The following is a 21,060-nucleotide window of genomic DNA, read 5'->3' as shown; positions in this document are numbered from 1 at the left end:
TCTAATTCTCTAGGAAATCAGTGATGACTTGCTGGAGTGCAGAGATATCTTTTGTCTCGCACTCCCAAATCACGAGCGACTTCCAACCGAGCTTAGTAAGTTGCTCTAAGTTGGTTTTGTCGCGGTTGATATTCTTTTCAAGTTTCGGTAGCCAATATTCCGGTCTGGTTTTTGGCAACCGGCCGTCTAAACAGTTCGGATCGTCGTGCTGGTGCCAAAAACATCCGTGCACGAAAATGACTTTATTGCGGGGACTAAAAACGAGATCTGGTTTACCCGGTAGTCCCTTCTTGTGTAGGCGGTAGCGGTAGCCTAAAGAATGAACAAGCTGACGCACAACCATTTCCGGCTTCATATTCTTCGACCGGATTGCTGCCATGTTTTTTGAGCGTCTCTCGGGAGACAGTTTGTCAACCAAAGATTAGACCCTGTATTCGCTTGCTAGGACAATATTCCATTCGGCTTCAGAACATTTCCATGACACGAACTCGTCACGACCACAGTTTCCAAGATTAAATTCTGAAATAATTCTGGAATGGTAGTAGCCAGACAATAAGGCGATTTTTTCAGAAAAAAGAATATCTCTCGCACCGCCATTCCCGCGCACTCTCTTCATATAATCTTTTTGATCAAACAATAGACCCTGCAAAACAGAACGATGTACTATTGTTCCTAGGTTCTCTCTAAAAAACTGTGCGGCTCGACGACTGCCACCACTTAGATTTCGCAATTGTCTAAACCTGAGCATATCGAGCCCTTCAAATCGGCTCTCAGGTAGAGAACGGTCCTTGAAGATCCAATGTATCTCTACGAATGAAGTTTTGCTAATGCTTCTTTTTCCATCTCTGTTTGGTTTATTTAAATACTCCTCTCGCGCAATAATAATCCCAAGAGAACATTTTCTCTCCTCGGTGGCGACCATCACCAAAATACAAGGTTCTGAATTTCGAAATGTTTCCGGTGGAATCATCCAATTTCTACGGACCGTATTTTTAACATCCACATCTTCATCAGCAAGACGTAAATCTCTAAGCCCTTTCGGAACACCAATAAAATCACGTAAAAAGTGCTCAACTTTCAAACCAATAAAAGTCTTTTCTACGTTATCTAATTCGGAAACTTTCGTTCGAGCAGTTCTGACAGGATCAATCACATAATCAACGGCATCAGAAATTAATTCTGGAAACCTTGAAACGAAAACTTCTTGACCTCCAACTAACCGGAAAAGCTCAGCTTCTATCTCTCTCAGCTTTTTAAGATCAGCAAAATTGTTTCTGTTTGTCATTCCGCTGCTTCATTCAGAATTTCAGCGTTTCCAATTGCAATAGCGATATTATGCCCGACTGCAGCAGCAACGGGTGGAGGAAATGCATTTCCAACTTGGCGATACGCATGCGTCTTCCGGCCAAAAAAGTTCCAACTGTCGGGAAATCCCTGTAGCCGCGCTACCATTCTAATGGTCAACCTCGGCATTCCAACGTATTCCGGATCTGGTGCAAATTCGGCAATCGTCCTTCCTTCGACACCCATTTCTGCCCATGCTTTGCGTGCTCTGGTTGGCCCAAGATCCGGACCTCCGTGTTTCTTCGAGCCGCCAACAATCGTTGGAGCAATTTTATTTGCCTGATCTTTCCAGGCAGCAGCACCTAGCCACCCATTCGCCGACATTAAATCGACAAGCGTTTCACCGACGGTTTTCGCGTCTGCCAGTTTTGTTGGCCAATCAAAATGGTCAGCATATCTTCGTTGAAGAGCAACCATCACCACTCGCGGACGCAGCTGCGGGACTCCAAAGTCCGACGCCTGAAGCAGTTTCCACGAAACTTTGTAGCCGAGCTTCCTAAGCCTGACTTCGATAAAGTCACGATAGTTTTCAAAAGACGGGTCGAGCATACCTCTGACGTTTTCAAACATGATCGCTTTGGGCTTCACCCGTGCTGCAATTTCTACGCCTCTTGTAAAGAGGTTTCGCTCGTCCTTTTCGCCAAGCTGTTTACCTGCAACTGAAAACGGAGGACATGGGAGGCCGCCTGCGAGCAGGTCCACACCGTGGTATCTTTCAAAATCAAACTCTTGGAACAGATCGTGTTCGTGCACAGTCCATTCAGGCCTGTTTCTCCTCAGAGTTTCGCAGGCGTGGCGATCATTTTCAAAGAGCGCAACATGATCGAAACCAGCCATTTCCAAGCCAAGAGCTTGGCCACCGCCTCCGGCGCATAGCTCAAGCGATGTGAGCTGATTCTTCATTTGGAACTCCTGAAAATACAGTCGCTAGGGTACACAAATTGAGATTAACGCAAATTAGAACAAATCATGAACAAAATCTATTTTCCCCAGCTACCTTTGTGGATATGCCATCAATTTACATCCAAACTGCCGACCGGCCTAAATTGTATTCCGCAAACGAATTTGGAGGCTAATTTGAAACTTCATCGTATTTTCGCAATTGTGTTCTGCATTTTCCTCCCTACCCTCGCCTTCGCCCAGGCCTACAATGTCGAGGCCGGGCCGATCTGGAACAACGCCGACGCACAGGCCAAATGTCCGCAGGTCTGCGGCGGGTTAGGCGCACAGTGGAACGGGCAGTGGCGCACGACCATCCAGGGGCAGATGTCCGTCTGTTCCTGTCAGAAGGCAGCGCCGGGGAGAGCGATCGAAGCTGGCCCCATCTGGAACAATACCGATGCGCAGCGCAAATGCCCTGGCCTCTGCTTCGGCAACGGCCTCAGCTGGTCGGGGCAGTGGCGCACCACCGTTCAGGGACGCATGTCCGTCTGCGAATGCAGATAGGTGGCTGGAGCACGTTGCAAAAAGCGGGCACCGGTCTTTCGCAACAAGACATGCGTCACAAAGAGATACTGCGGGTCACGTGAATTCGATTGAACGCGACACGCCTTAGCAACCGTTCACATCCGCCGCGCAGTAGAAGCCGTCGGTGGCATTGCCGCAGCAATAGGTGAAGCCGGGGCTGTCGCAGTAATAGTCCGACGAACCGCAGCGGCCCGCGATCTGGATCAGCGGGCCCTTGTCCGTCCTGGAGCCGAGCGAAACATCCGGGCCGGAAATCCGCGGCGACATGTTCAGGAGCACCGGCGGCACCAGCTCCCGGTCCAGGCTGGCGAGCACCATGCGGGCAGCAGTCAGGTCCGGCTGGTCGGTAAGGTTGAGCGGATCGGCCAGGGCTGGCGTTGCCAGACCGGCAAGGGCCGCTACAAGAGTGGTTTTCAGGAATGTCCGAAGTGTCATCTTTCGCCTCCTCCGCACGGGAAACCGGGAGGCATCCCGCTGTTCGTGGAACCAGATGAAATGCCAGTCTGAACCGGATGTCTGAACGGTCAGTCTGGACAAGCCGCATTATACCACTCAAGCGAAACCGAAAATATTCAGCAAACTACGCAGCACGCATAAGCTTTGCTCGCCGAAACGGCAGCTTTACGGGGATGTTCTGGGAGCGGCCGAGTCCGTTTGGCAAACCATCGAAAGGCACCCCTCTCCGGTAGGGTCAAGGCAATCGCATTTGACAGACATCCTTGTTCGGTGCGCCTGACAAATCACCTCCACGGCGTCACCCCGGACAAGCGAAGCGCAGATCCGGAGCCTACTCGCAGAGCCACTTGCCGCAGCACACAAGGTTTCATGAAGAAGTGCCCCCACGCCAGCTCTCTGGAAACGAGTGGGCCCCGGGTCTTGCGGTGCTCGCCCGGGGTGACACCTCTTGTTTTCCGCATGCCAAAACCAAATGGGATTGTGCTGTCCGCAGGGGAGGCAGAGGGGGACAAGCGGGCAGTTTTTCGAACCGATGGTCAACGCCTTCGCATCACGTTGGTGCATATTTCTGACAACCGAACGTGTGGGAAAACTCACTCCCCCGCAAAGACATGATAGCCCGGTGGCAGATCCTTGCCGTCCCGCTCGGCTTCCTGCTCGATCAGCCGCAGGAGCTTCTCGCGGCTCGCCTCGAAATCAGGGACCGGGCCGCCGCCCGCCATCACCAGCCGTTCCAGGCCGAAACCTCCGGTTTCCGGTCCCGTTTCAGCCCCGTCCAGAGCCGTGATGCCGATCTCGGCGATTTCCGCATAGCCATCCAGCGGCGTTTCGACACCGGGAGCGGTCAGGCCGGTCAGCGGATAATGCAGGCTGACCGTGTCGAAGGCCGGCTTAGCCGGATGCTCCGCCGGGGAGAAATAGCCGGACCCCTCGCCGTCGGCCATCGCTTCGGAGCGCGGCCGCAGCAGCAGCTTGCCGGCGCGCACCGCATCATGAGTTTCACCATAGGGAGCGAAGACTTCCGTCGACACGAAGACCAGCTTCTCCGGATCGATCCCGGCGCGCTCGACCAGAAAGGTCAGCAACGCGCCGAAGAGCTGACCCGGCTCTGCGGGGGCCGGATGATGCAGGCCACAGATGGTGAAGAGGGCGAGAACGCCAGGCTCACCGCGGTGGGTCATGTCAGCGGTCCGTGCCGCCGGTTGAATGAAGACGCTCTTGCCGCCAAGCGCTTCCATCCGGCTGTCGTCGTAGCGCAGGCCGCCGTTGAAGCCGTCGCCGGTGATCAGCGGCAACGCGTCGATCACCGCGTATCCCCTGGCATGGAAATGATCGGCGAAGTCCAGCAGCAACCGGTCGGCCACCGGCGCCGCGCTTTGCTGGGCTGCAAGGGCGGCGCCCGCCCCCGCCGCGAGGCCCGCCGCACCGGCAAGCGACAGTTCCAGAAGGTGTCTGCGGGACAGGGTCATGGCTCGGCTCCAGGTTGCGATTTCCGGACAGGCTACCACCGCCTGCCAACCAGCGGAACAACCGGCGGAACAGGTCGTGGAACAGCTGGCGGAGCTGCATCGGAAGGCTTCGAAAATATATTTTCCGCCAAGGTTTCCGAGACAAAATTCCGCCGCAATCCGGGCGCTGAATCCGCGCCAGCAGGGTTAAGCGCATCCCGCGTAAGCCACTCACCAGGCAGTGTTTTTCAATCCCACGACACCGTGGCATGAAAGCATGTGATGGGTAGAGAACCCAAGCCGTCATGACTGAAGCTCATGGCCGCGAAACCTCTGCACCTTCTGACATTCCTATCCTTGAAAGGATGCTGCCATGGTTCTTCGTGGCTTACTGCTTGGTGCCGCCTTCATGACCACCGGCCTGCTGCCGGCAGCCGCCGACAGCGTGACTTCCACCGTCGCGGCCTGGAACCCCACGACCCGCACGCTGGTGCTGGCCGACAAGACCCAGTTCCAGACCATTTCCGAGAAGGTCGCCGTGCCGGACACCATTGCCGCCGGCAAGACCGTCACCATCATCTACAACGGCTCGGAAAACGGAGTGGACTCCATCCTGTCCATCGAGGTTCAACCGTAGAGCACCTTGAGATCGATCAGCTTTTGGACACTCAACCGATTCCGGTTGAGCATCCGCTGATCTGGGACGCTTCACGGCCAAACTGAGGTATTCCGATCACCGTCCGGTGAGACGAATGCACGGTTGACCGCGTGCCGGAACCGCTCCCCCAAACCTGGTTCCGGTTCGCATTGACGTTTTCGAGGTGTTGCGCATGCCCTATTGGCTCATCGCATTGACGATAGCCCCGGCGCTGCTGGTACTGCCCCCGTTCAGCGCGCCTGCCGCCCATGCCGATGAAATCGCAGGCACGATCCTGTCCATCGATCCGTTCACCGGGCGGTTTTCGCTTGCGGACGGCTCGCAGTTCGTCCTCCCCGCCGACGACGGCCCCGAGGACCTGATGATCGGGATGAGCGTTCTGGTCATCTACACGACGACCGAGACCGGCGACCTTCTGGTGACCGGCCTCAAGATCCGGAGCTAGGGACTTTCCAGCCCGGCTCCGGCAGCCGGTGCGCGCTTCCTGCCCACACACGGAGGCGCAGCCGCATTGTACCCGCACTGTCAAATTCACTGCCAATGCAGTGACCGGCCCGCTCCCGCCTGACTTGAGCGGGCTTTTTTTTTGCCCAGCACCTCAGCCACGCACGTCCCCTCCGCTCCGTGGTGATCCGAGCTAGAAGGACTTCCTGACAGCCTCATGTCAGGAGACTGACAGGAAGTGGCGGAAAGTGGAACAAAGCCGCAACCGCCCCCTTTCCTACCGCGCGCAACCGGACCATATTGCGGCCATGAGCAAGCGCCCCACCACATCCACCCCAGAGTCCGCACCCGACGACACCACTTCCCCCGACGGCTTCGGCGAAGCGCCCCAGAAGGCGCTGTCCGGCACACCACTGTCCGGGTCGATCAGCGATTGGGCGGCGGAGATTTCGGAAGAGGCGGACAAGCCGGAACCGAAGAAGGCGTTATCCCAGAGTGCCGGCGAGGGAAAAGAGGATCGGACCGAAGGCCCGCAAGCCCGAACGGGCGCCGCGCCTGATGGCGCGCGCCCACGGAGGTCAGGCCGCAAGGCCGGTACGACCGTGAGTGCGAAGAAGGAAAAGCCCACCAAATCCGCACGTGGCACCTCCATCGGCCGGGCGGATACGGCGCGCGAGCGCGCGGCCGGCGGGCTCAATCCGGTGGCCGGGCTCGACATGACGCTGGAAGAGGCGGAAAGCCTCGAGAAGCGGCTCAAGGAACACCAGAAGGAAAACAGGAAGAAGGCGAAGACCGAGAGCAAGTTCGGTGAGCTGACCGGCAACCAGGGCGCCACCGCCACGGTCGAGGCCCTGTCGGCGCTGATCGAGAGCGGCAATCCGCTGCACAAGAACGGCGAGCTGTGGGTGCCGCACCGGCCGGAACGTCCGGCCAAGTCCGAAGGCGGCGTGCCCATCGTGCTGAAATCGGCCTACGAACCGCGCGGTGACCAGCCGACCGCGATCGCCGACCTTGTCGAGGGCATGGAAGGTGGCGAGCAGACCCAGGTGCTGCTCGGCGTCACCGGCTCGGGCAAGACCTATACCATGGCGCAGGTGATTTCCCGCACCCAGCGCCCTGCCCTGATCCTCGCCCCCAACAAGACGCTGGCCGCCCAGCTCTACGGCGAATTCAAGTCGTTTTTCCCGGACAACGCGGTCGAGTATTTCGTCTCCTACTACGACTATTACCAGCCGGAAGCCTACGTTCCGCGCACCGACACCTATATCGAGAAGGAAAGCTCGATCAACGAGCAGATCGACCGGATGCGCCACTCCGCGACCCGCTCGCTGCTGGAGCGCGACGACGTCATCATCGTCGCCTCGGTCTCCTGCATCTACGGTATCGGCTCGGTCGAGACCTATACGGCCATGACCTTCGCCATCGAGGTGGGCGAGCGCATCGACCAGCGCCAGCTCATCGCCGACCTCGTGGCCCTGCAGTACAAGCGCAACGACGCCGCCTTCCAGCGCGGCACCTTCCGGGTGCGCGGCGACACCATCGAGTTGTTCCCGGCCCACTACGAAGACACGGCCTGGCGCATTTCGCTCTTCGGCGACGAGATCGAGAGCATCACCGAGTTCGACCCGCTGACGGGGCAGAAGTCGGGCGAGCTGAAGAGCGTCAAGGTCTACGCCAACTCGCACTATGTCACGCCCAAGCCGACGCTGAACCAGGCGATCAAGTCGATCAAGGACGAGCTGAAGCACCGGCTGGAGGAGCTGAACAACCATGGCCGCCTGCTGGAGGCGCAGCGCCTCGAACAGCGCACCATGTTCGATCTGGAGATGCTGGAGGCGACCGGCTCCTGCCAGGGCATCGAGAACTATTCGCGCTACCTCACCGGCCGCAAGCCGGGCGAGCCGCCCCCCACGCTGTTCGAATACCTGCCGGACAACGCCATCGTCTTCGCCGACGAAAGCCACGTCACCATTCCGCAGATCGGCGCCATGTACCGGGGCGACTTCCGCCGCAAGGCGACGCTGGCCGAATACGGCTTCCGCCTGCCCTCCTGCATGGACAACCGCCCGCTGCGTTTCGAGGAATGGAACGCCATGCGGCCGCAGTCCATCGCGGTCTCGGCCACCCCGGGCTCGTGGGAGCTGGACCAGTCCGGCGGCGTCTTCGCCGAGCAGGTCATCCGCCCGACCGGCCTGATCGATCCACCGGTGGAAATCCGGCCCGCCGGCAGCCAGGTCGACGACCTGCTGGGCGAAGTGCGCGAGGTCGCGCGCAAGGGCTACCGGACGCTGGTGACGACCCTCACCAAGCGCATGGCCGAGGACCTGACGGAATACCTGCACGAAAACGGCGTGCGCGTGCGCTACATGCATTCCGACATCGACACGCTGGAACGCATCGAGATCCTGCGCGACCTGCGCCTCGGTGCCTTCGACGTGCTCATCGGCATCAACCTGCTGCGCGAGGGCCTCGACATTCCCGAATGCGCCCTGGTGGCGATCCTGGATGCCGACAAGGAAGGCTTCCTGCGCTCGGAAACCTCGCTGATCCAGACCATCGGCCGCGCGGCGCGTAACGTCGACGGCAAGGTGATCCTCTATGCGGACAACATGACCGGCTCCATGGAGCGGGCCATCGCGGAGACCAACCGCCGCCGCGAAAAGCAGCTCGCCTACAACGAAGAGAACGGCATCACACCGGAAAGCGTCCGCCGCTCAATTGGCGACATCCTGCAGAGCGTCTACGAGCAGGACCACGTCACCATCGACGCCGGCTTTGCCGAGGAAGGCAGCCTGGTCGGCCACAACCTGGCGGCCCATATCCAGGACCTGGAAAAACAGATGCGCGACGCCGCCGCCGATCTCGACTTCGAGACCGCCGCACACCTGCGCGACGAGATCCGCCGCCTGCAGGAAACGGAACTCGCCGTCGCCGACGACGCCATGGCCCGCCAGTCCGACGTCGACAGCAAGACCGGCGGTTACCGCGGCGACCGCAAGTTCGGCGCCGGCGGCACCAAGGAAGGCGCCAGCGGCAAGAAGAAAGAGACCGCCCGCGACAGGGCCCGAGACAGGGCCCGCGCCGCAAAAGACAAAAACGCCCTCCCCGCCCCCAGCGCCAAGGTCAGAAAGAACACCCTCGACGAAATGACCGTCGGCCGCACGGAAGTCCCGCTCGGCTCGGACGATCCGAAGCCGGTGGTGCGAGGCAAGATCGGCACGGGATCCTATGAGGATCCGGCGGAGGAGAAACGGCGGAGAGGCCGGCCGAAGAAGAGTGGGCGGCCGGGGCAGTGAGGCTGGCTCCATCATAGTGTCCTTCAGCAACAACGCAGCTTGCTCCGAAGGTCCGAAGGGACATCTCACCCCTCCTCCCCACCGCCTCCTTCCCCAACCTCCCTTCGCAGGCTAAGCTTCTCGACACACCTGTCGGGGGGAATGACATGCGGGCACTTCTGGCGATAATCGGCGCTATTGTCGGCGCGGTGGTCGGCTTTTTTGCCGCGTTTCTGGTGGTCTATCCGATCCTTGTCGCGATCGAGGGCCGGGACATGAATGGCGGCATTGCCATGGGGGTCGGCGTATCCATCGCCCCGGCACTGGCCATCATCACGGCGATCGTCTTTCTGGTGCTGGTGCTGAAATTGGTGCCGGCGAAGAAGCCGCCGGAACCGGAGCCCGTTCCGGCCGACGATCCGGACGAAGTCTATTTCCGCCCCGCGCCCGGGACCCGTACGGGTCCGGACACGCAGACCATGGTGGCCGTCGGCGTTGTCATCCTGATGATCGTTGCCGGGGTCATCTGGCTGAACGGGTAGCTCTATACCTTCAGCCTTCTACCGTTTTGCAGGAAAACTTTGCCCTCCCTCGGCGTCACCCCGGGCAAGCGCAGCGCGACCCGGGGCCTACTCGTTTCCAGAGAGTTGGATACGCGCTGGCGCGCAGCCACATACATCGCAAGGCTTCAGCAAGTTGCCCTGCGAGTGGGTCCCGGGTCTGCGCTTCGCTCCGCCCGGGATGACATCCCGTGGATTGGCGAGCACTGGTGGTCGACGGTTAGAACTGCATGCAGCCTTGCTGCGCTTGCCCGGAATGACGGCCTGAACAAGTGGGAAACTTCGCGCCCCAAAACCAAAAGGCCACCCGGCGTCCCCGCCGGATGGCCTTTCGCAAATCACATGGGCATGTGCCGTCTCAGAGCCCCTTGAACAGCACGCCTGCTGCCAGCACCGCCCAGGAGGCGATGAGGATATAGGTGGTGGAGATGCCGATGCTGGGCACGGCGATGCCGGCGATCGGCAGCACGGCGAGGATGAACAGTGCCAGCGATATCAGGAAAACGATGACGGAAGGTGGGGTCAGTCTCACGGGGTCTCTCCTCGAATTGTTCTGTTGACCGGCCGGCCACCTGTGGCGCTCCCGGCGATAAAGCCCAACCCCGGACCGGCCCTTAAAGCGTGTCGCGTTCATTTGAATTCACGTGACCCGCTTTACGTTTTTCTTGACGCACGTCTTTTTGCGAAAAACTGGAACCCACTTTTTCGCGACGTGCTCCAACTGCCCGGCCGCTCCGGTGCGCTCACATCATCCGGCATGGTGGAAATTGTCAATGTCGAAGGAGACAGGATCTGGGGATGGCCAGGACGGTTGTCTGGTTCCGTCTTTGCCGCTTGCTTCCCTCTCCCCGCAAGGGCGGGGCAATCGCATATGGAATTTTTCCTTACTCGGTGCGTTTGACAGATCACAACGGTGTCACCCCGGACGAGCGAAGCGCAGATCCGGGGTGACACCAGTGTTTTCTGAATGACTATTTCAAATGCGATCGCCCTGCTCCGCATGGTAGGAGAGGGAAGCAAGCGGCAAATTTGGGAAAAATGCCACGAAAGCCGGGGGCGGCGGGACAGTAACCGCACGTGCGCCGCGCGGCGAGGCAGGCCCCCTCGCCCACTGGGAGAGGTGACATGGCGGCCGCAAAGAACACCTATGACCCGGTTTGACGGCACTGCAAATCCGCTCCTAGGTGTGCCGCTTTCCTCAGAAAACCCAGCCGGTCGTGATCCAGGTGATTTCGTCTTCGTTGATATAGACGCCGATCTGGGCCGGAGCCTTGGGGTCGTCCGGGTCGGCATAGAACCACAGATGCGCGTCCTGACCGTCGCCGGTCTTGAAATAATAGCCCGAGCCCTCGTTTTCCTTTTCGCGCAGGTCTTCTGCAGTGAAGGTCTGGTCGTAGCTGCCGTGGACGAGCAGCACATCGCCCTTGAGGCAGACCTCGAGAACTTGCTTGCCCGCATCGTCGATGACGAGACTCGCAGGGCCTTTTTCATATTCCAGATAGTCTTCCGCTCCCCCTTGCAGCCGGATGACTTCGCCTCCCGTCGGACAGGCGGAGGGCTCGGGTGCGGCGGCCGCTTGCAGCGGCGTCTCGCGGATGAGCTGCACGTGCACGGAGAGCGTTCCCTCCGTATAGGGCAGTTGCTTGTCGGCGGTCTTGGTGCGCACGAAGTTGGTGATGTCGATCAGCGCTTCGGAAAGCTGCACTTGCTCGCGCGCCGTCAGCACGGCCGAGAAGGCCTCCATGAAGGGGCTGTTGTCGCCATCGCCGTCATAGGCCTTACGGTCGGGCTGGGCGGAATAGATCACCACCAGGTCCTGCAGCTGGTGGTTCACGCGGGAGAGCCCCCTGGCGTCCGGTTCGAACAGCTTTTCCAGCGAGCGGGTCGCGGCGAAGGGATTGTCGCGGCAGGCATCGACGATCAAGAGCTTGACCCTGGCGCTCGGAGCGAAGGCGGCGAGGAATTCCTCCATGCGCACGGCGCTGTTTTCAAAGACCGCCCGGCTCTCCGCCCCGGTGTCGGTCGCCAGCAGGTAATTGACATTGCCCGCCTGCACCCCGTGGCCGGCGAAATAGATCGCGGCGACCTCCGTCTCCGCCGAAGCGGCCTGAAACGCCCGCAGCGCATTGCGGAGCGCATCGGTGTCGGCGTCGTAAAGGACGGTGGTCTCGAAGCCGAGCGCGGTGAAGGTCCGTGCCGCCAGCTCCGCGTCGCGCCCGGGATTGTCGAGCGGAGCGACATTGCGGTACTGCGCATTGCCGACAACCAGCGCCACCTTGCCTGCCGCCAGCGTGGAAGCGGGCAAAAGGGCAAGGACCAGAAAGGTCAGGACGGCAGAAAGAAATCGCATCGGCACCGGGCTCCTGTCAGGCAAAGGCTGAGACCCGGGCAGAAGCACCGGGCGATTGACGCCAGTCTAGCGGGATCAAGGGATATCGGCCACAGTTGGCGCCTGGTGATTGACGATTGCCCGAACGGCGATGCTCCAACCTACGGCTAGAACTACAAAGTCTTGGCCATATCAACGGACTACCTCGCTCCCCTCTCCCCTTCAAGCGAAGGACAATCGCATTTGAAATAGGCATGCAGAAAACACTGGTGCCAACCCCGGGCGAGCAACGCGAGACCCGGGGCCCACTCGCTTCCAGAGCGCTGGAGTGGGGCCACTTCTTTCCGAAGCTTGCGTGCTTCGGAAAGTGGCTCTGCGAGTAGGCCCCGGATCTGCGCTTCGCTTGTCCGGGGTGACACCGTAGTGATCTGTCGAACGCCCCAAATATGGATATTTTTCAGACACGATTGCCCTGCTCCGCAAGGGTGGAGAGCCGAACAAGCGGCATCGGAGCGGAACTCTGTTGAGGCTCCCCGCAACCGGCACACCAACGGACGGGCCCGGAAAATTCCGGGCCCGTCCAGGGTCATGTCGTTACGCCATCGCAGTTACTGCTTCTGTGCACTCAGCAGCGGCGTGATGTTGCGGATTGTGACGCGGCGGTTCTGTTCTTCGGCACCCTGGGTGTCGATCTTCAGGTAGTCCTCGCCATAGCCCTGCACCACCATGTTTTCCGGCGGCACGTCGTAGATCTCTGCCAGGATGCGGGCGACGGTCTCCGCGCGCCGGTCGGACAGCGCCAGGTTGGAGACGTTGGAGCCGACGGCATCCGTATGGCCCTCGATCAAGAGCACCGTGGTCGGGTCCTGCTCGATCAGGGCCTGCGAGGCGCGGGCGATGTCTTCCATCAGCGGCACCTGGCTCTGGCGCACGACGGCACTGCCCGTGTCGAAAGTGATCGTGTCGAGATCGACCCGGCGCACCTTGTCGCGCAGGCGCTCGTTCTCGCGCACGTCGCGCAGCGAATAGGCCTGTTCCACCGGTTCCACCGGCGGCGCGGTGAAGGTCTGGTAGATCTGGTCGTAATTCGCCCGCCCGGCCGGCACGATATAGCGGTCGCGCGGAATGTCGACGCGCAGCGGCGGCAGCTCGCGGTCGTAATTGCGGCGGCGGCGGTCATAATCGCGGTTGTCGACCATCACGTATTCCCGCCCGTCCGGCAGGATGCGCGAGCGGTAGAGCACATAGCCGCCCTCGTCGCGGATGGTGACGATCTGGTCGCCGTTGCGGCGGGTCACCGTTTCGCGGGTGCGGCCGCCGCGCAGGCGCTCGACGCGGAACTCGTCGTCGCCATAGCGCAACAGGCTGCTTTCGTCCTTGCGCACGAAGTATTCGCCGTCGCGTTCCACGATGATGCGGTCGCCCTGGTCCTCGACAACCTTGCCGCCGAGGGCCGGGATCAGCATGCCGACGCCGACACCGACGGCCGCGGCACCGAGCAGTTCCAGACGGCGGTCGCGGGCTTCATCGCGGCGGCGCTGTTCCTTCTGCTTGATTTCCGCGCGCTGTGCCTCGGTGATGTCGTCGGACACGACAGCGGCCGGTTCCTCCGGTTCCGGAGCGTTTTCGGCCTGAATGGGCTCGCCCGGCTCTTCGGTGACGGGCTCGCCGGACGCGGCCGCCGGCTGCTCGCCGGACGGCTGAGGCTGATCCTGCGCCTGGTCGGAGGGCGTTTCAGCCGGCGTCCCGGCGGTTTCAGCCGCGGGCTGCTCTGCCTCGCCCGTGGTTGCCTCTGTGGTTGCTTCTTCCGTTGCAGGCTTGGCTTCCGGCTCGGCCTGCGTTTCCGCAGTCGGCTGTTCCGGAACGGGCTTTGCAGCCGGGGCTGCTTCTTCAACCGGGGCAGCCGGCTTTTCGGCCGGGGCGGCTTCCTCGACGGGGGCTGCCGGTTTCTCGGCGGGAGCCGCCTCTTCAACCGGAGCGGCGGGCTTTTCGGCAGGGGCCGCTTCTTCAACCGGGGCTGCAGGCGCTTCGGCGGGGGCCGCTTCCTCAACCGGCGCGGCGGGTGCCTCGGCGGGGGCCGGTTCTGCAGCCGGTGCGGCAGGTGCCTCAGCCGGAGTCGCTTCCTCAACCGGCGCGGCAGGTGCCTCGGCCGGAGCCGCTTCTTCAACCGGTGCGGCAGGTGCCTCGGCGGGGGCCGCTTCTGCAGCCGGTGCCGGCTCCACCTCGGGCGCAGCTTCCGGCGCCGGCGCGGCTTCGGCCGCAGGCGGTTCGGCGGCGGGCTGTTCGGCTGCGGGAGCGGCAGCACCCTGGCACGCTTCATGTTCCGGCGTTGCGGCGCAATCGACAGTCTGGTCCTGCGCCAGCAGGGTCGCCGGCTGCAGCGGCAGGCCGATCGCCAGCACCAGCGCCATCGCTGTTGAATTTCGAAGCAGTTTCGACGTCATGTGTTCTTTCCTCTCGCCCCCACGGCTTGACAGCCCCACAGCGTCCTGCCGGGCTTCCCGAAAGGAAAACAACCGGCAGCACCGATCGTTCCACGATCATGATCGACCCTGCACTTGGTCCTTCTCCCAATTGACTTACGAGCCTTGGCCGCCATTGTGGAACGGCCCGGCACCCAGGCCGGACAGTCAGAGGGGGCTGACATGCAGTTTCGATTTCTCGTTCTTGTTTCCGTATCCTGTCTTTTTTACGGCAATGCCCATGCCGAACTGGCGCGCACCGACTATGGCAACTGGTCTGTGCGCTGCGACGGAAAAAACTATTGTATCGCCGAGACGGAGGGCAGCGCTTCCAACGGCGAAGCCTTCCGGATGAAGGTGGAACGCAGTGCCAAGCCGGATTCGGAAGTCTTTGTCACGCTCAGACCGAAGACACCGCTCGAAACCGGCATGCTCGCCCGCATCGAGATTTCCGGCGAAGAGGACAATACCGGCTTTTTCGGCAAGGCCGGGAAGATCTATACCGGCAACGAGATGACCTTCGGCGGCGCGGCGGATCGTGATCTGATGGAAAACCTGCGCCTCGGCCAGAGCGCGTCCATCCAGATCGAATACGGCGGCTCCGCCGGCACACTGACCTATTCGGTTTCCCTCACCGGCCTTACGCATTCCCTGTTGAAGATGGACGAAGCCCAGGCCCGCATCGGCCGACAGGACGCCATTGTCGCCTGGGGCGGCCTGCCGTCCGACGAGGTCAGCGGCATCGCCATGGCGCCGGCCGCCGCGCCCGCGTCTGTTCCCAAGGATGCGCCCGCACCTGCCCCGGCCCCTGCCCCTGCTGCCGATACCGCTTCCTCCGCCCCCGCCAACGACCTGCCGCCGCCGGTCATGCCGTCGCAGGAGACGAACAACAGCGGTCTCGACCGGGGTGAACGCGGTCAGGTCTATTCGCTGAGCGAGATCCCCGACGAAATCCAGATGATGGGCTACCGCACCTTCGACTGCCAGCTGGAGGAGACGGTGCCCGGCTTCGGCGCGCAGTACTATGCGGAAGGCGATGTCGAGACCTGGGTGGTGCCGTGCCAGATGGCGGACGTCAATGTGCCCTACTACATGGCGATCCATGTCCCGTTCGACCCTTCGCTGGACGAGTGGAAGGAATTCGAAACGCCTCCGGGACACAACCAGCCGAACCATGCGCTGGTCAACAATCTCTTCTTCGATCCGGATACCCGTGCTGTCACCGGCACCACCTATTTTTCACCCAATTACGACTGCGGCACCTTCGAGCGTCATGAGGAGGAGGCCGAGAGCGGCAACTACACGCTGATGGAATATCTGGAGAAGACCGACTGCGACGGCATCACGGGGCCCGCAGAAGGCTGGCCGCTCAGCTGGACCATCGACGAGATGGGGGATTAGAGCGTTTCACGATTAGCTTGAAGCCCGGCTAATTCCCGAACAGCCCGTGGAACACCACGCATTGGGTCATCATGACGCCGTTCATCGTCTGGGCGCTTTCGTCCACGACGATCTCGGCATAGGCGCTATCCGAACCGATGATGCTCTCAAGCTGGTCCTTGCAGTCTCCGAGGTCGCCGTCGGTCTCGATCGTCAGTTCCTCCGGCTCCCCTCCCGTGGCGAGCTTGAGCGTCAGCGTGAAGGGATCTTCGACCTCGGGTGCCTTTTCCGTGACCTCGAGAAGGTCCTTGCCGGCAATTCGGTAGGTCAGAAGTTTCTGGTAGGCGAAGGCCGTCGAATGGAGGCCGGCAGCCAACACCAGGCCAATCAAGGACTTGTACAAACAGGAATTCATGAAACGTCTCCGGAAATGGATGGTTGAAAAACACACTCGCATATCCGCAGGTCCGAGGGGCGGCGTCAACCGCAAAGGACCAGTCTCTGGCCACCGTAACGCAGCCCTCTAAGCTGATGTTCCAAGGACGTTTTTGACAAGCACGGCCATCGCGCTTCCGGTCCGGATGTTAACCATAGCTTCAAATCCGTTAAAATGCGGGGGATATCTGTCTTTTTGAGGTAACACATCACATTGTATTCTGCCCGCCGAATTCCCTGAGTCGTTGAAACGGCCAGCGCTTATGGGTTAATAAAGAGTTAAAGTAATGCGTATCTTTCGCCGGGCGGCGCCGGCGGGACAGTCAGGAGACAGGAATGGGCATTTTCTCGAAATCCTCGCGCCCGGGCGGTGACCAGGAGCAGCGGGTCGAGACCGGGACGGAAGCAGGCAGCGACATCCAGGAAGCCGTCGTGGCGGCTGAGAAGAACAACGTCGAGCATCTGTCGCCTTTCGCCCTGAGAATGCAGGAGAAGATGAACCAGCTGGACGGGCTGAAATCCCGTGTCGGCGGGCTCAACCAGACCTTCGAACAGATGGCGGCCTTCGCGGCGGAAAGCCAGACCTCGATCCGCATGATGACGGAGTATCTGGAGTCGTCCCGCAGTACGGTCGAGACGGAAGTCCGGCTGAAATCCGAAAACGCCAAGATCTCCACCGACCTGCTCGACGCGGAGCACAAGGTCAAGACGCTGACCACGCAGCTGGAAGATGCCCAGGCCGAGGTGCATTCGCTGCGCAAGCGCGCGACGGAAACCCGCACCGCCCTGGAAACCGCCCGCAACGACATCGTCTCCATCCGCGACAACAACAAGAAGGTCAACGAGGAATACCGTCACCAGAGCGCCAAGCTGGTGGAAGCCAATTCCCAGGTCTCCGACCTGACCGGCAAGCTGCATGACCTGAAGGCCAAGTTCGACACCCTCGATAAGCAGGCAGAGAGCCTCGGCTCCGATCTCGAAGCCGTGCGCCACCGGGAAAAGGAACTGCAGCAGAACCTCTCCGAGAGCGCCAAGCTCCTGGAAGACGAGATCCGCAAGAACAACCAGGTCACCAGCGAACTCGAAGCCGCCAAGCGCGAGCTGAACGAGTTCCGCAACGACAACATCGATCTCAAGTCTCATCTCGACGTTGCCAACCAGGAACTGGTCTACGCCAAGAGCCGCCTGGAAGAGGAACAGCGCAAGCACGACAACGAAGTCTATGCGCTGAACGCGGAAATCGAGAACCTCTCCTCGCAGCGCCGCATCGGCGCCCAGTCGCTGCAGGAAATGGCGCGCGAGAACTCGACGCTGAAGGAACGCAGCCGTGACCTTCTGAAGCGCATGCAGGAAATCGAGCACCTGCTCGACAGCGCCCAGAAGAACCACGAGAAGGACCGCAACGAGCTGATGGCGACCACCGCCAAGCTGCGCGAGCTGAACCTGCGCTACAACTCGGCCCTGACGGACCTGAACCACCAGCGCAACCAGAACCAGAAGTTCGCGGACAACCTGGAAGACCTGATCGAAGAGAACAAGCGTCTGCAGCGCTACAAGATCCAGGTCGACACTGCCAACGAACAGATCGTCCAGCTCAAGTCAGTCATCGCCAATTACCAGATGGCGATGGAAGGCCGCGGCCCGGCGGAAGAGCTCGGCCTCACCGAAGGCTACGACCCGGCCGCCGAACTCGGCATCACCGAGCCGCTGCCGACGGAATTCGAGCCGATGGACATCGACGGCGACGGCTCGGACGACGATGGTCCGGAAGGCACCTCGCCCAAAGGCAACGACAAGGTCGTCAAGCTGCGCGACTGAGTTTGAGCGGCGGGGGCTCCCCGCGCGCGACACGGAATTGCGAGGCCCCGGCAACCCGTCCGGGGCCTCGATTTTTTGAAGCTCTCCTCAAGGGCGGCGGACGGGACAGATCAGGACCGCCGTCGTTCCGGACGAACCGACGATTTCATGCCCCAGGTCTTTGCCGCCCTATTGCTGCTCCTATTCTCGCCCATACTCGCCGCGATCCTGCTGATCGTCTGGCTGGCCGACCGCAAGCCACCGCTTTATCTTGCCGAACGGATCGGGCGTGGCGGCAATGTCTTCAAGATGGTCAAGATCCGCACCATGCGACCGGGCAGCAATGAGGCCGGAGCAATCACGGCGGTCAACGACCGCAGAGTGACGCCGTTCGGGCGCTTTCTCCGAAACACCAAGCTCGACGAAGTTCCCCAACTCCTGAACATCGTCCGCGGCGAGATGGCGTTCTTCGGCCCACGGCCGGAAGATCCGGGCATTGTCGCCCGCAGCTATGACGAGGAGATGCGGAAGTCGCTGGTTATCCTGCCCGGCCTTCTCAGCCCCGGCACACTCTGGGCGCTGAAGAACCTGCACCGGATGGACGGCGCGGAAGACCCGCAAGAGGCCTATGTGCGGCAGATCCTGACCGAACGGCTCGCCATCGACACTGCTTATTTCAAGCGTGCAACCTCCCTTTCGAACCTCAGCCTCCTGGCGAGAACGGCCAAAGAGATCCTGAAGCGTGCGGTCTCGGCGAAAGACCGCGAATAGCCAGAACCTCAGCCAAGTTCAGCTTGCAGAAAGGTGCAGATCCGCCCTGCTTCGCCGGTGCTGAGTTCCATATGCACAGGCAGCCGCACCAGGCGATCCCAACTCTGTTCCGCACCGGGGCAGCTGCCTGCCAGGATGCGGCCGGCAAATTGCGAAAGGTGCAGCGGCTTGTAGTGGGACTGCATGCCGAGCCCAAGCCGGGCGGACCCTTCCAGGAGCTGGTGGGCAACTTGCCTGTCGGCGGATAGAAAGGCGAAGGAATAGCCATTTGCCTGCGTCTGCCCGTCCGGCCTCAGGATATCGATGGGCAGATGCTTGAGCTGTCTTTCATAAAAGGCCCAGACCGCCCGGCTCTTCAAAAGAATTTCCCTGGCGTGCCGCAACTGTCCATAGAGCAGCGCCGCGTTCAGATCCGGCATCTCGAAGCTCGAGGAGACCGACGTCCATTCGTAATGGCTGACTTCCCGGCGGGCGAAGGCGGGGAAATTCGTTCCCCGGGCAAGCAGTTCCGCGATCCGGTTCTGCAGTGTCCTGTCATCGCTGTTCACCACCAGCGCGCCGCCGTGGCCGCTGCTGATGATCTTGGTCTCGTGGAAGGAATAGGCAGCAAAGAGACCGCCTGTACCAACCGCCTCTCCTGCCTGTTTCGCACCAAAAGCCTGGGCCGCATCCTCGACGATGACGACGCCTTGCCGGTCGCAAAGCGTACGGATGGCGGCCATCGGCGCGGCCGCTCCGCCATAATGCACCACGACGACGGCCCGGGTCCGGCTGGTGAACCGGGCCGCCAGCGTTTCGGCGGTCACCATCATCGTTGCAGGATCGACATCCGCCAGCACAATCCGCGCACCTTTGCGGGCGAAGGCCGTCGCGGTGGCGCAGAAGGTGAAGGACGGCACGATGACTTCGTCCTCGGGCCCGAGATCCAGCGCCAGCGCGGCAATCTCGAGCGCCGAGGTGCAGGAATTGGTCAGAAACACACGCTCGTGGCCGACATGGGCGCTGACCAGAGCCCGCGCCTTCCTCGAAAAGCTGCCGCCTGAGCGCAGGTGACGGCTTTGCAGCGCCGCCGTGACCGCCTCATAGGTCGCAGGCGGAATATGCGTGCGGTGAAAGCTGATCGGCGGAGCCGCCATCACCTCGGGTCCGGCCGGGGGCACAGGTCGCATTCAGCCCTCCGTCCTGAGATCGGGCTGCATCCGGCTCAGTCGGGCGCGGAGCTCCCTGTGAATGGCGTTGAGCTCCCGGTCGACGGAACTGGTCTGCCGGTAACCGAGGGCGCGGATGGCGCTGTCGTCGATCCGGTAGGCGGCATCGTTCTTCACCCGGTCGCGCACGAAATGCAGACCGGTGTTCGTGCCCGTAACCTCAAAGACCCGCCTTGCGACCTCGAGCACGGAGAGGTCCTCCTCGCCCGAGACATTGTAGACCGACAGCGGCGCGTCGTCCTGATGGGTCAGAACGAGCTTGATCGCTTCGGCAAGATCGCCGACGGGAAGGAAGGTCCGTTCCTGGGCACCCGTGCCTTCGATGGTCAGGCGCTGGCCGCTGAGCGCCCGCATGACGAAACGCGGAAACAGCTTTTCCGCGTTCTGCCCGGTGCCGATCGCATTGGTTGGGCGCAGTATCGTCGCTTTCAATCCGTTGCGGGCCGCCAGCATCACCGCTTCCTCCGCCATGGCCTTGGAGGTGGCATAAGGCGATGTCGGCCGCAGCGGTGCGGTCTCACGCACATCGTCCGTCACCGGTCCGTAAACCTCATCGGTACTGACATGGATGAAGTGCTTGACGCCTGTCTCCATCGCGCCTTTCAGCAGTGTTTCGGTCCCGGCGACATTGACGTCGAAAAAGAGCTCGGGATCGGCAAAGGACCTCGGCACATGCGTCTCGGCGGCCAGATGTATGACGGCATCGCACTCGTGCAGCGCGGCCGCGACATCTATTTTCGACCGGATATCGCCACGCAGGACTGGCAGCTCGCCAGCCTCGCCGGCAGGTGCCAGCCGGCGAAAATCGGCGGCGTAGGAAACGCTGTCCAGGATCACCGTCGTATCGACGTTTTCCATGCGGGCCACGCGCTTGAAAACCCGCGCGCCGATAAAGCCCAGCCCCCCAGTCACGACAATCTTGCGGAAGGAAATGTTCTGTTTTGGACCAACCGGTGTTTCGCAATGTTCCATACTGGCACAAATCCCGATAAATGCATCATCTGATTGCATTCTCAGCAGAATTCG

General features: G+C 61.1%; 19 protein-coding genes. 8 read left to right on the top strand and 11 right to left on the bottom strand.

Features of this window, described 5'->3' with window-relative positions:
- Nucleotide 1: 1 nt before the first annotated feature.
- Genes ACX3M4_RS25975 through ACX3M4_RS25965 form a run of 3 tightly spaced genes read right to left on the bottom strand, consistent with a single transcriptional unit; the run spans nt 2 to nt 2,247 of the window.
- Complete coding sequence (locus ACX3M4_RS25975; protein WP_459355871.1) at nt 2-418, bottom strand: very short patch repair endonuclease; 417 nt, start codon at nt 416-418, stop codon at nt 2-4.
- 3 nt (nt 419-421) lie between these two features.
- Nucleotides 422-1,285 (bottom strand): NaeI family type II restriction endonuclease, encoded by an 864-nt coding sequence (locus tag ACX3M4_RS25970; RefSeq protein WP_459355870.1) that lies wholly within the window; start codon nt 1,283-1,285, stop codon nt 422-424.
- Nucleotides 1,282-2,247 (bottom strand): DNA cytosine methyltransferase, encoded by a 966-nt coding sequence (locus ACX3M4_RS25965; RefSeq protein ID WP_459355869.1) that lies wholly within the window; start codon nt 2,245-2,247, stop codon nt 1,282-1,284. Before ACX3M4_RS25965 ends, ACX3M4_RS25970 begins: the two co-directional genes overlap by 4 nt.
- Nucleotides 2,248-2,313: 66 nt before the next feature.
- Here ACX3M4_RS25965 and ACX3M4_RS25960 point away from each other — a divergent pair, with 66 nt between their 5' ends.
- Entirely contained in the window at nt 2,314-2,790 is a 477-nt protein-coding gene (locus ACX3M4_RS25960; protein WP_459355868.1) for a mannan-binding lectin, read from the top strand.
- 105 nt (nt 2,791-2,895) lie between these two features.
- On the opposite strand, the gene ACX3M4_RS25955 is transcribed toward ACX3M4_RS25960, so the two are convergent.
- Both ACX3M4_RS25955 and ACX3M4_RS25950 read right to left on the bottom strand, forming a co-directional pair.
- On the bottom strand, nt 2,896-3,246 hold the full coding sequence (locus ACX3M4_RS25955; protein ID WP_459355867.1) for a hypothetical protein: 351 nt from the start codon (nt 3,244-3,246) through the stop codon (nt 2,896-2,898).
- 614 nt (nt 3,247-3,860) lie between these two features.
- Entirely contained in the window at nt 3,861-4,736 is an 876-nt protein-coding gene (locus tag ACX3M4_RS25950) for a hypothetical protein (protein ID WP_459355866.1), read from the bottom strand.
- 352 nt (nt 4,737-5,088) lie between these two features.
- Here ACX3M4_RS25950 and ACX3M4_RS25945 point away from each other — a divergent pair, with 352 nt between their 5' ends.
- The 4 genes from ACX3M4_RS25945 to ACX3M4_RS25930 all read left to right on the top strand — a co-directional run bounded on the left by ACX3M4_RS25945 (nt 5,089) and on the right by ACX3M4_RS25930 (nt 9,634).
- A complete protein-coding gene (locus ACX3M4_RS25945; RefSeq protein ID WP_459355865.1) occupies nt 5,089-5,352 on the top strand; it encodes a hypothetical protein in 264 nt (87 codons plus the stop codon).
- A 193-nt stretch (nt 5,353-5,545) separates the two neighbouring features.
- Complete coding sequence (locus tag ACX3M4_RS25940; protein WP_459355864.1) at nt 5,546-5,818, top strand: DUF1344 domain-containing protein; 273 nt, start codon at nt 5,546-5,548, stop codon at nt 5,816-5,818.
- A gap of 307 nt (nt 5,819-6,125) precedes the next feature.
- A complete protein-coding gene (uvrB, locus tag ACX3M4_RS25935) occupies nt 6,126-9,113 on the top strand; it encodes an excinuclease ABC subunit UvrB (RefSeq protein ID WP_459355863.1) in 2,988 nt (995 codons plus the stop codon).
- Between the two features lie 146 nt (nt 9,114-9,259).
- The gene (locus ACX3M4_RS25930) at nt 9,260-9,634 is read left to right on the top strand and encodes a hypothetical protein (RefSeq protein ID WP_459355862.1); all 375 of its coding nucleotides are present in this window, start codon (nt 9,260-9,262) and stop codon (nt 9,632-9,634) included.
- A gap of 376 nt (nt 9,635-10,010) precedes the next feature.
- Here ACX3M4_RS25930 and ACX3M4_RS25925 read toward each other — a convergent pair whose 3' ends face one another.
- The 3 genes from ACX3M4_RS25925 to ACX3M4_RS25915 all read right to left on the bottom strand — a co-directional run bounded on the left by ACX3M4_RS25925 (nt 10,011) and on the right by ACX3M4_RS25915 (nt 14,425).
- Entirely contained in the window at nt 10,011-10,184 is a 174-nt protein-coding gene (locus tag ACX3M4_RS25925) for a hypothetical protein (protein ID WP_459355861.1), read from the bottom strand.
- A 666-nt stretch (nt 10,185-10,850) separates the two neighbouring features.
- Nucleotides 10,851-12,002 (bottom strand): caspase family protein, encoded by a 1,152-nt coding sequence (locus ACX3M4_RS25920; RefSeq protein WP_459355860.1) that lies wholly within the window; start codon nt 12,000-12,002, stop codon nt 10,851-10,853.
- Between the two features lie 587 nt (nt 12,003-12,589).
- On the bottom strand, nt 12,590-14,425 hold the full coding sequence (locus tag ACX3M4_RS25915) for an OmpA family protein (RefSeq protein WP_459355859.1): 1,836 nt from the start codon (nt 14,423-14,425) through the stop codon (nt 12,590-12,592).
- Between the two features lie 201 nt (nt 14,426-14,626).
- Here ACX3M4_RS25915 and ACX3M4_RS25910 point away from each other — a divergent pair, with 201 nt between their 5' ends.
- Nucleotides 14,627-15,844, top strand: coding sequence for a DUF1176 domain-containing protein (locus tag ACX3M4_RS25910; RefSeq protein ID WP_459355858.1), 1,218 nt, complete (start codon nt 14,627-14,629; stop codon nt 15,842-15,844).
- Between the two features lie 28 nt (nt 15,845-15,872).
- Here the strand turns inward: ACX3M4_RS25910 and ACX3M4_RS25905 are convergent, their stop codons facing one another.
- Entirely contained in the window at nt 15,873-16,238 is a 366-nt protein-coding gene (locus tag ACX3M4_RS25905) for a hypothetical protein (RefSeq protein ID WP_459355857.1), read from the bottom strand.
- 356 nt (nt 16,239-16,594) lie between these two features.
- Between ACX3M4_RS25905 and ACX3M4_RS25900 the strand changes: the two genes are divergently transcribed.
- Both ACX3M4_RS25900 and ACX3M4_RS25895 read left to right on the top strand, forming a co-directional pair.
- Nucleotides 16,595-18,076: a hypothetical protein gene (locus ACX3M4_RS25900; protein WP_459355856.1), complete on the top strand. Its 1,482-nt coding sequence runs from the start codon at nt 16,595-16,597 to the stop codon at nt 18,074-18,076.
- Nucleotides 18,077-18,223: 147 nt separating this feature from the next.
- Entirely contained in the window at nt 18,224-18,826 is a 603-nt protein-coding gene (locus ACX3M4_RS25895) for a sugar transferase (RefSeq protein WP_459355855.1), read from the top strand.
- A gap of 8 nt (nt 18,827-18,834) precedes the next feature.
- Here the strand turns inward: ACX3M4_RS25895 and ACX3M4_RS25890 are convergent, their stop codons facing one another.
- Nucleotides 18,835-19,995, bottom strand: coding sequence for an aminotransferase class V-fold PLP-dependent enzyme (locus tag ACX3M4_RS25890; protein ID WP_459355854.1), 1,161 nt, complete (start codon nt 19,993-19,995; stop codon nt 18,835-18,837).
- Nucleotides 19,996-21,006 (bottom strand): NAD-dependent epimerase/dehydratase family protein, encoded by a 1,011-nt coding sequence (locus tag ACX3M4_RS25885; protein WP_459355853.1) that lies wholly within the window; start codon nt 21,004-21,006, stop codon nt 19,996-19,998. It abuts the gene before it with no gap.
- Nucleotides 21,007-21,060: the final 54 nt, after the last annotated feature.

The organism is Roseibium sp. M-1 (assembly GCF_054515675.1).
The sequence above is the reverse complement of the archived record's forward strand: the minus strand, read 5'-3'. Positions and strand labels throughout refer to the sequence as shown.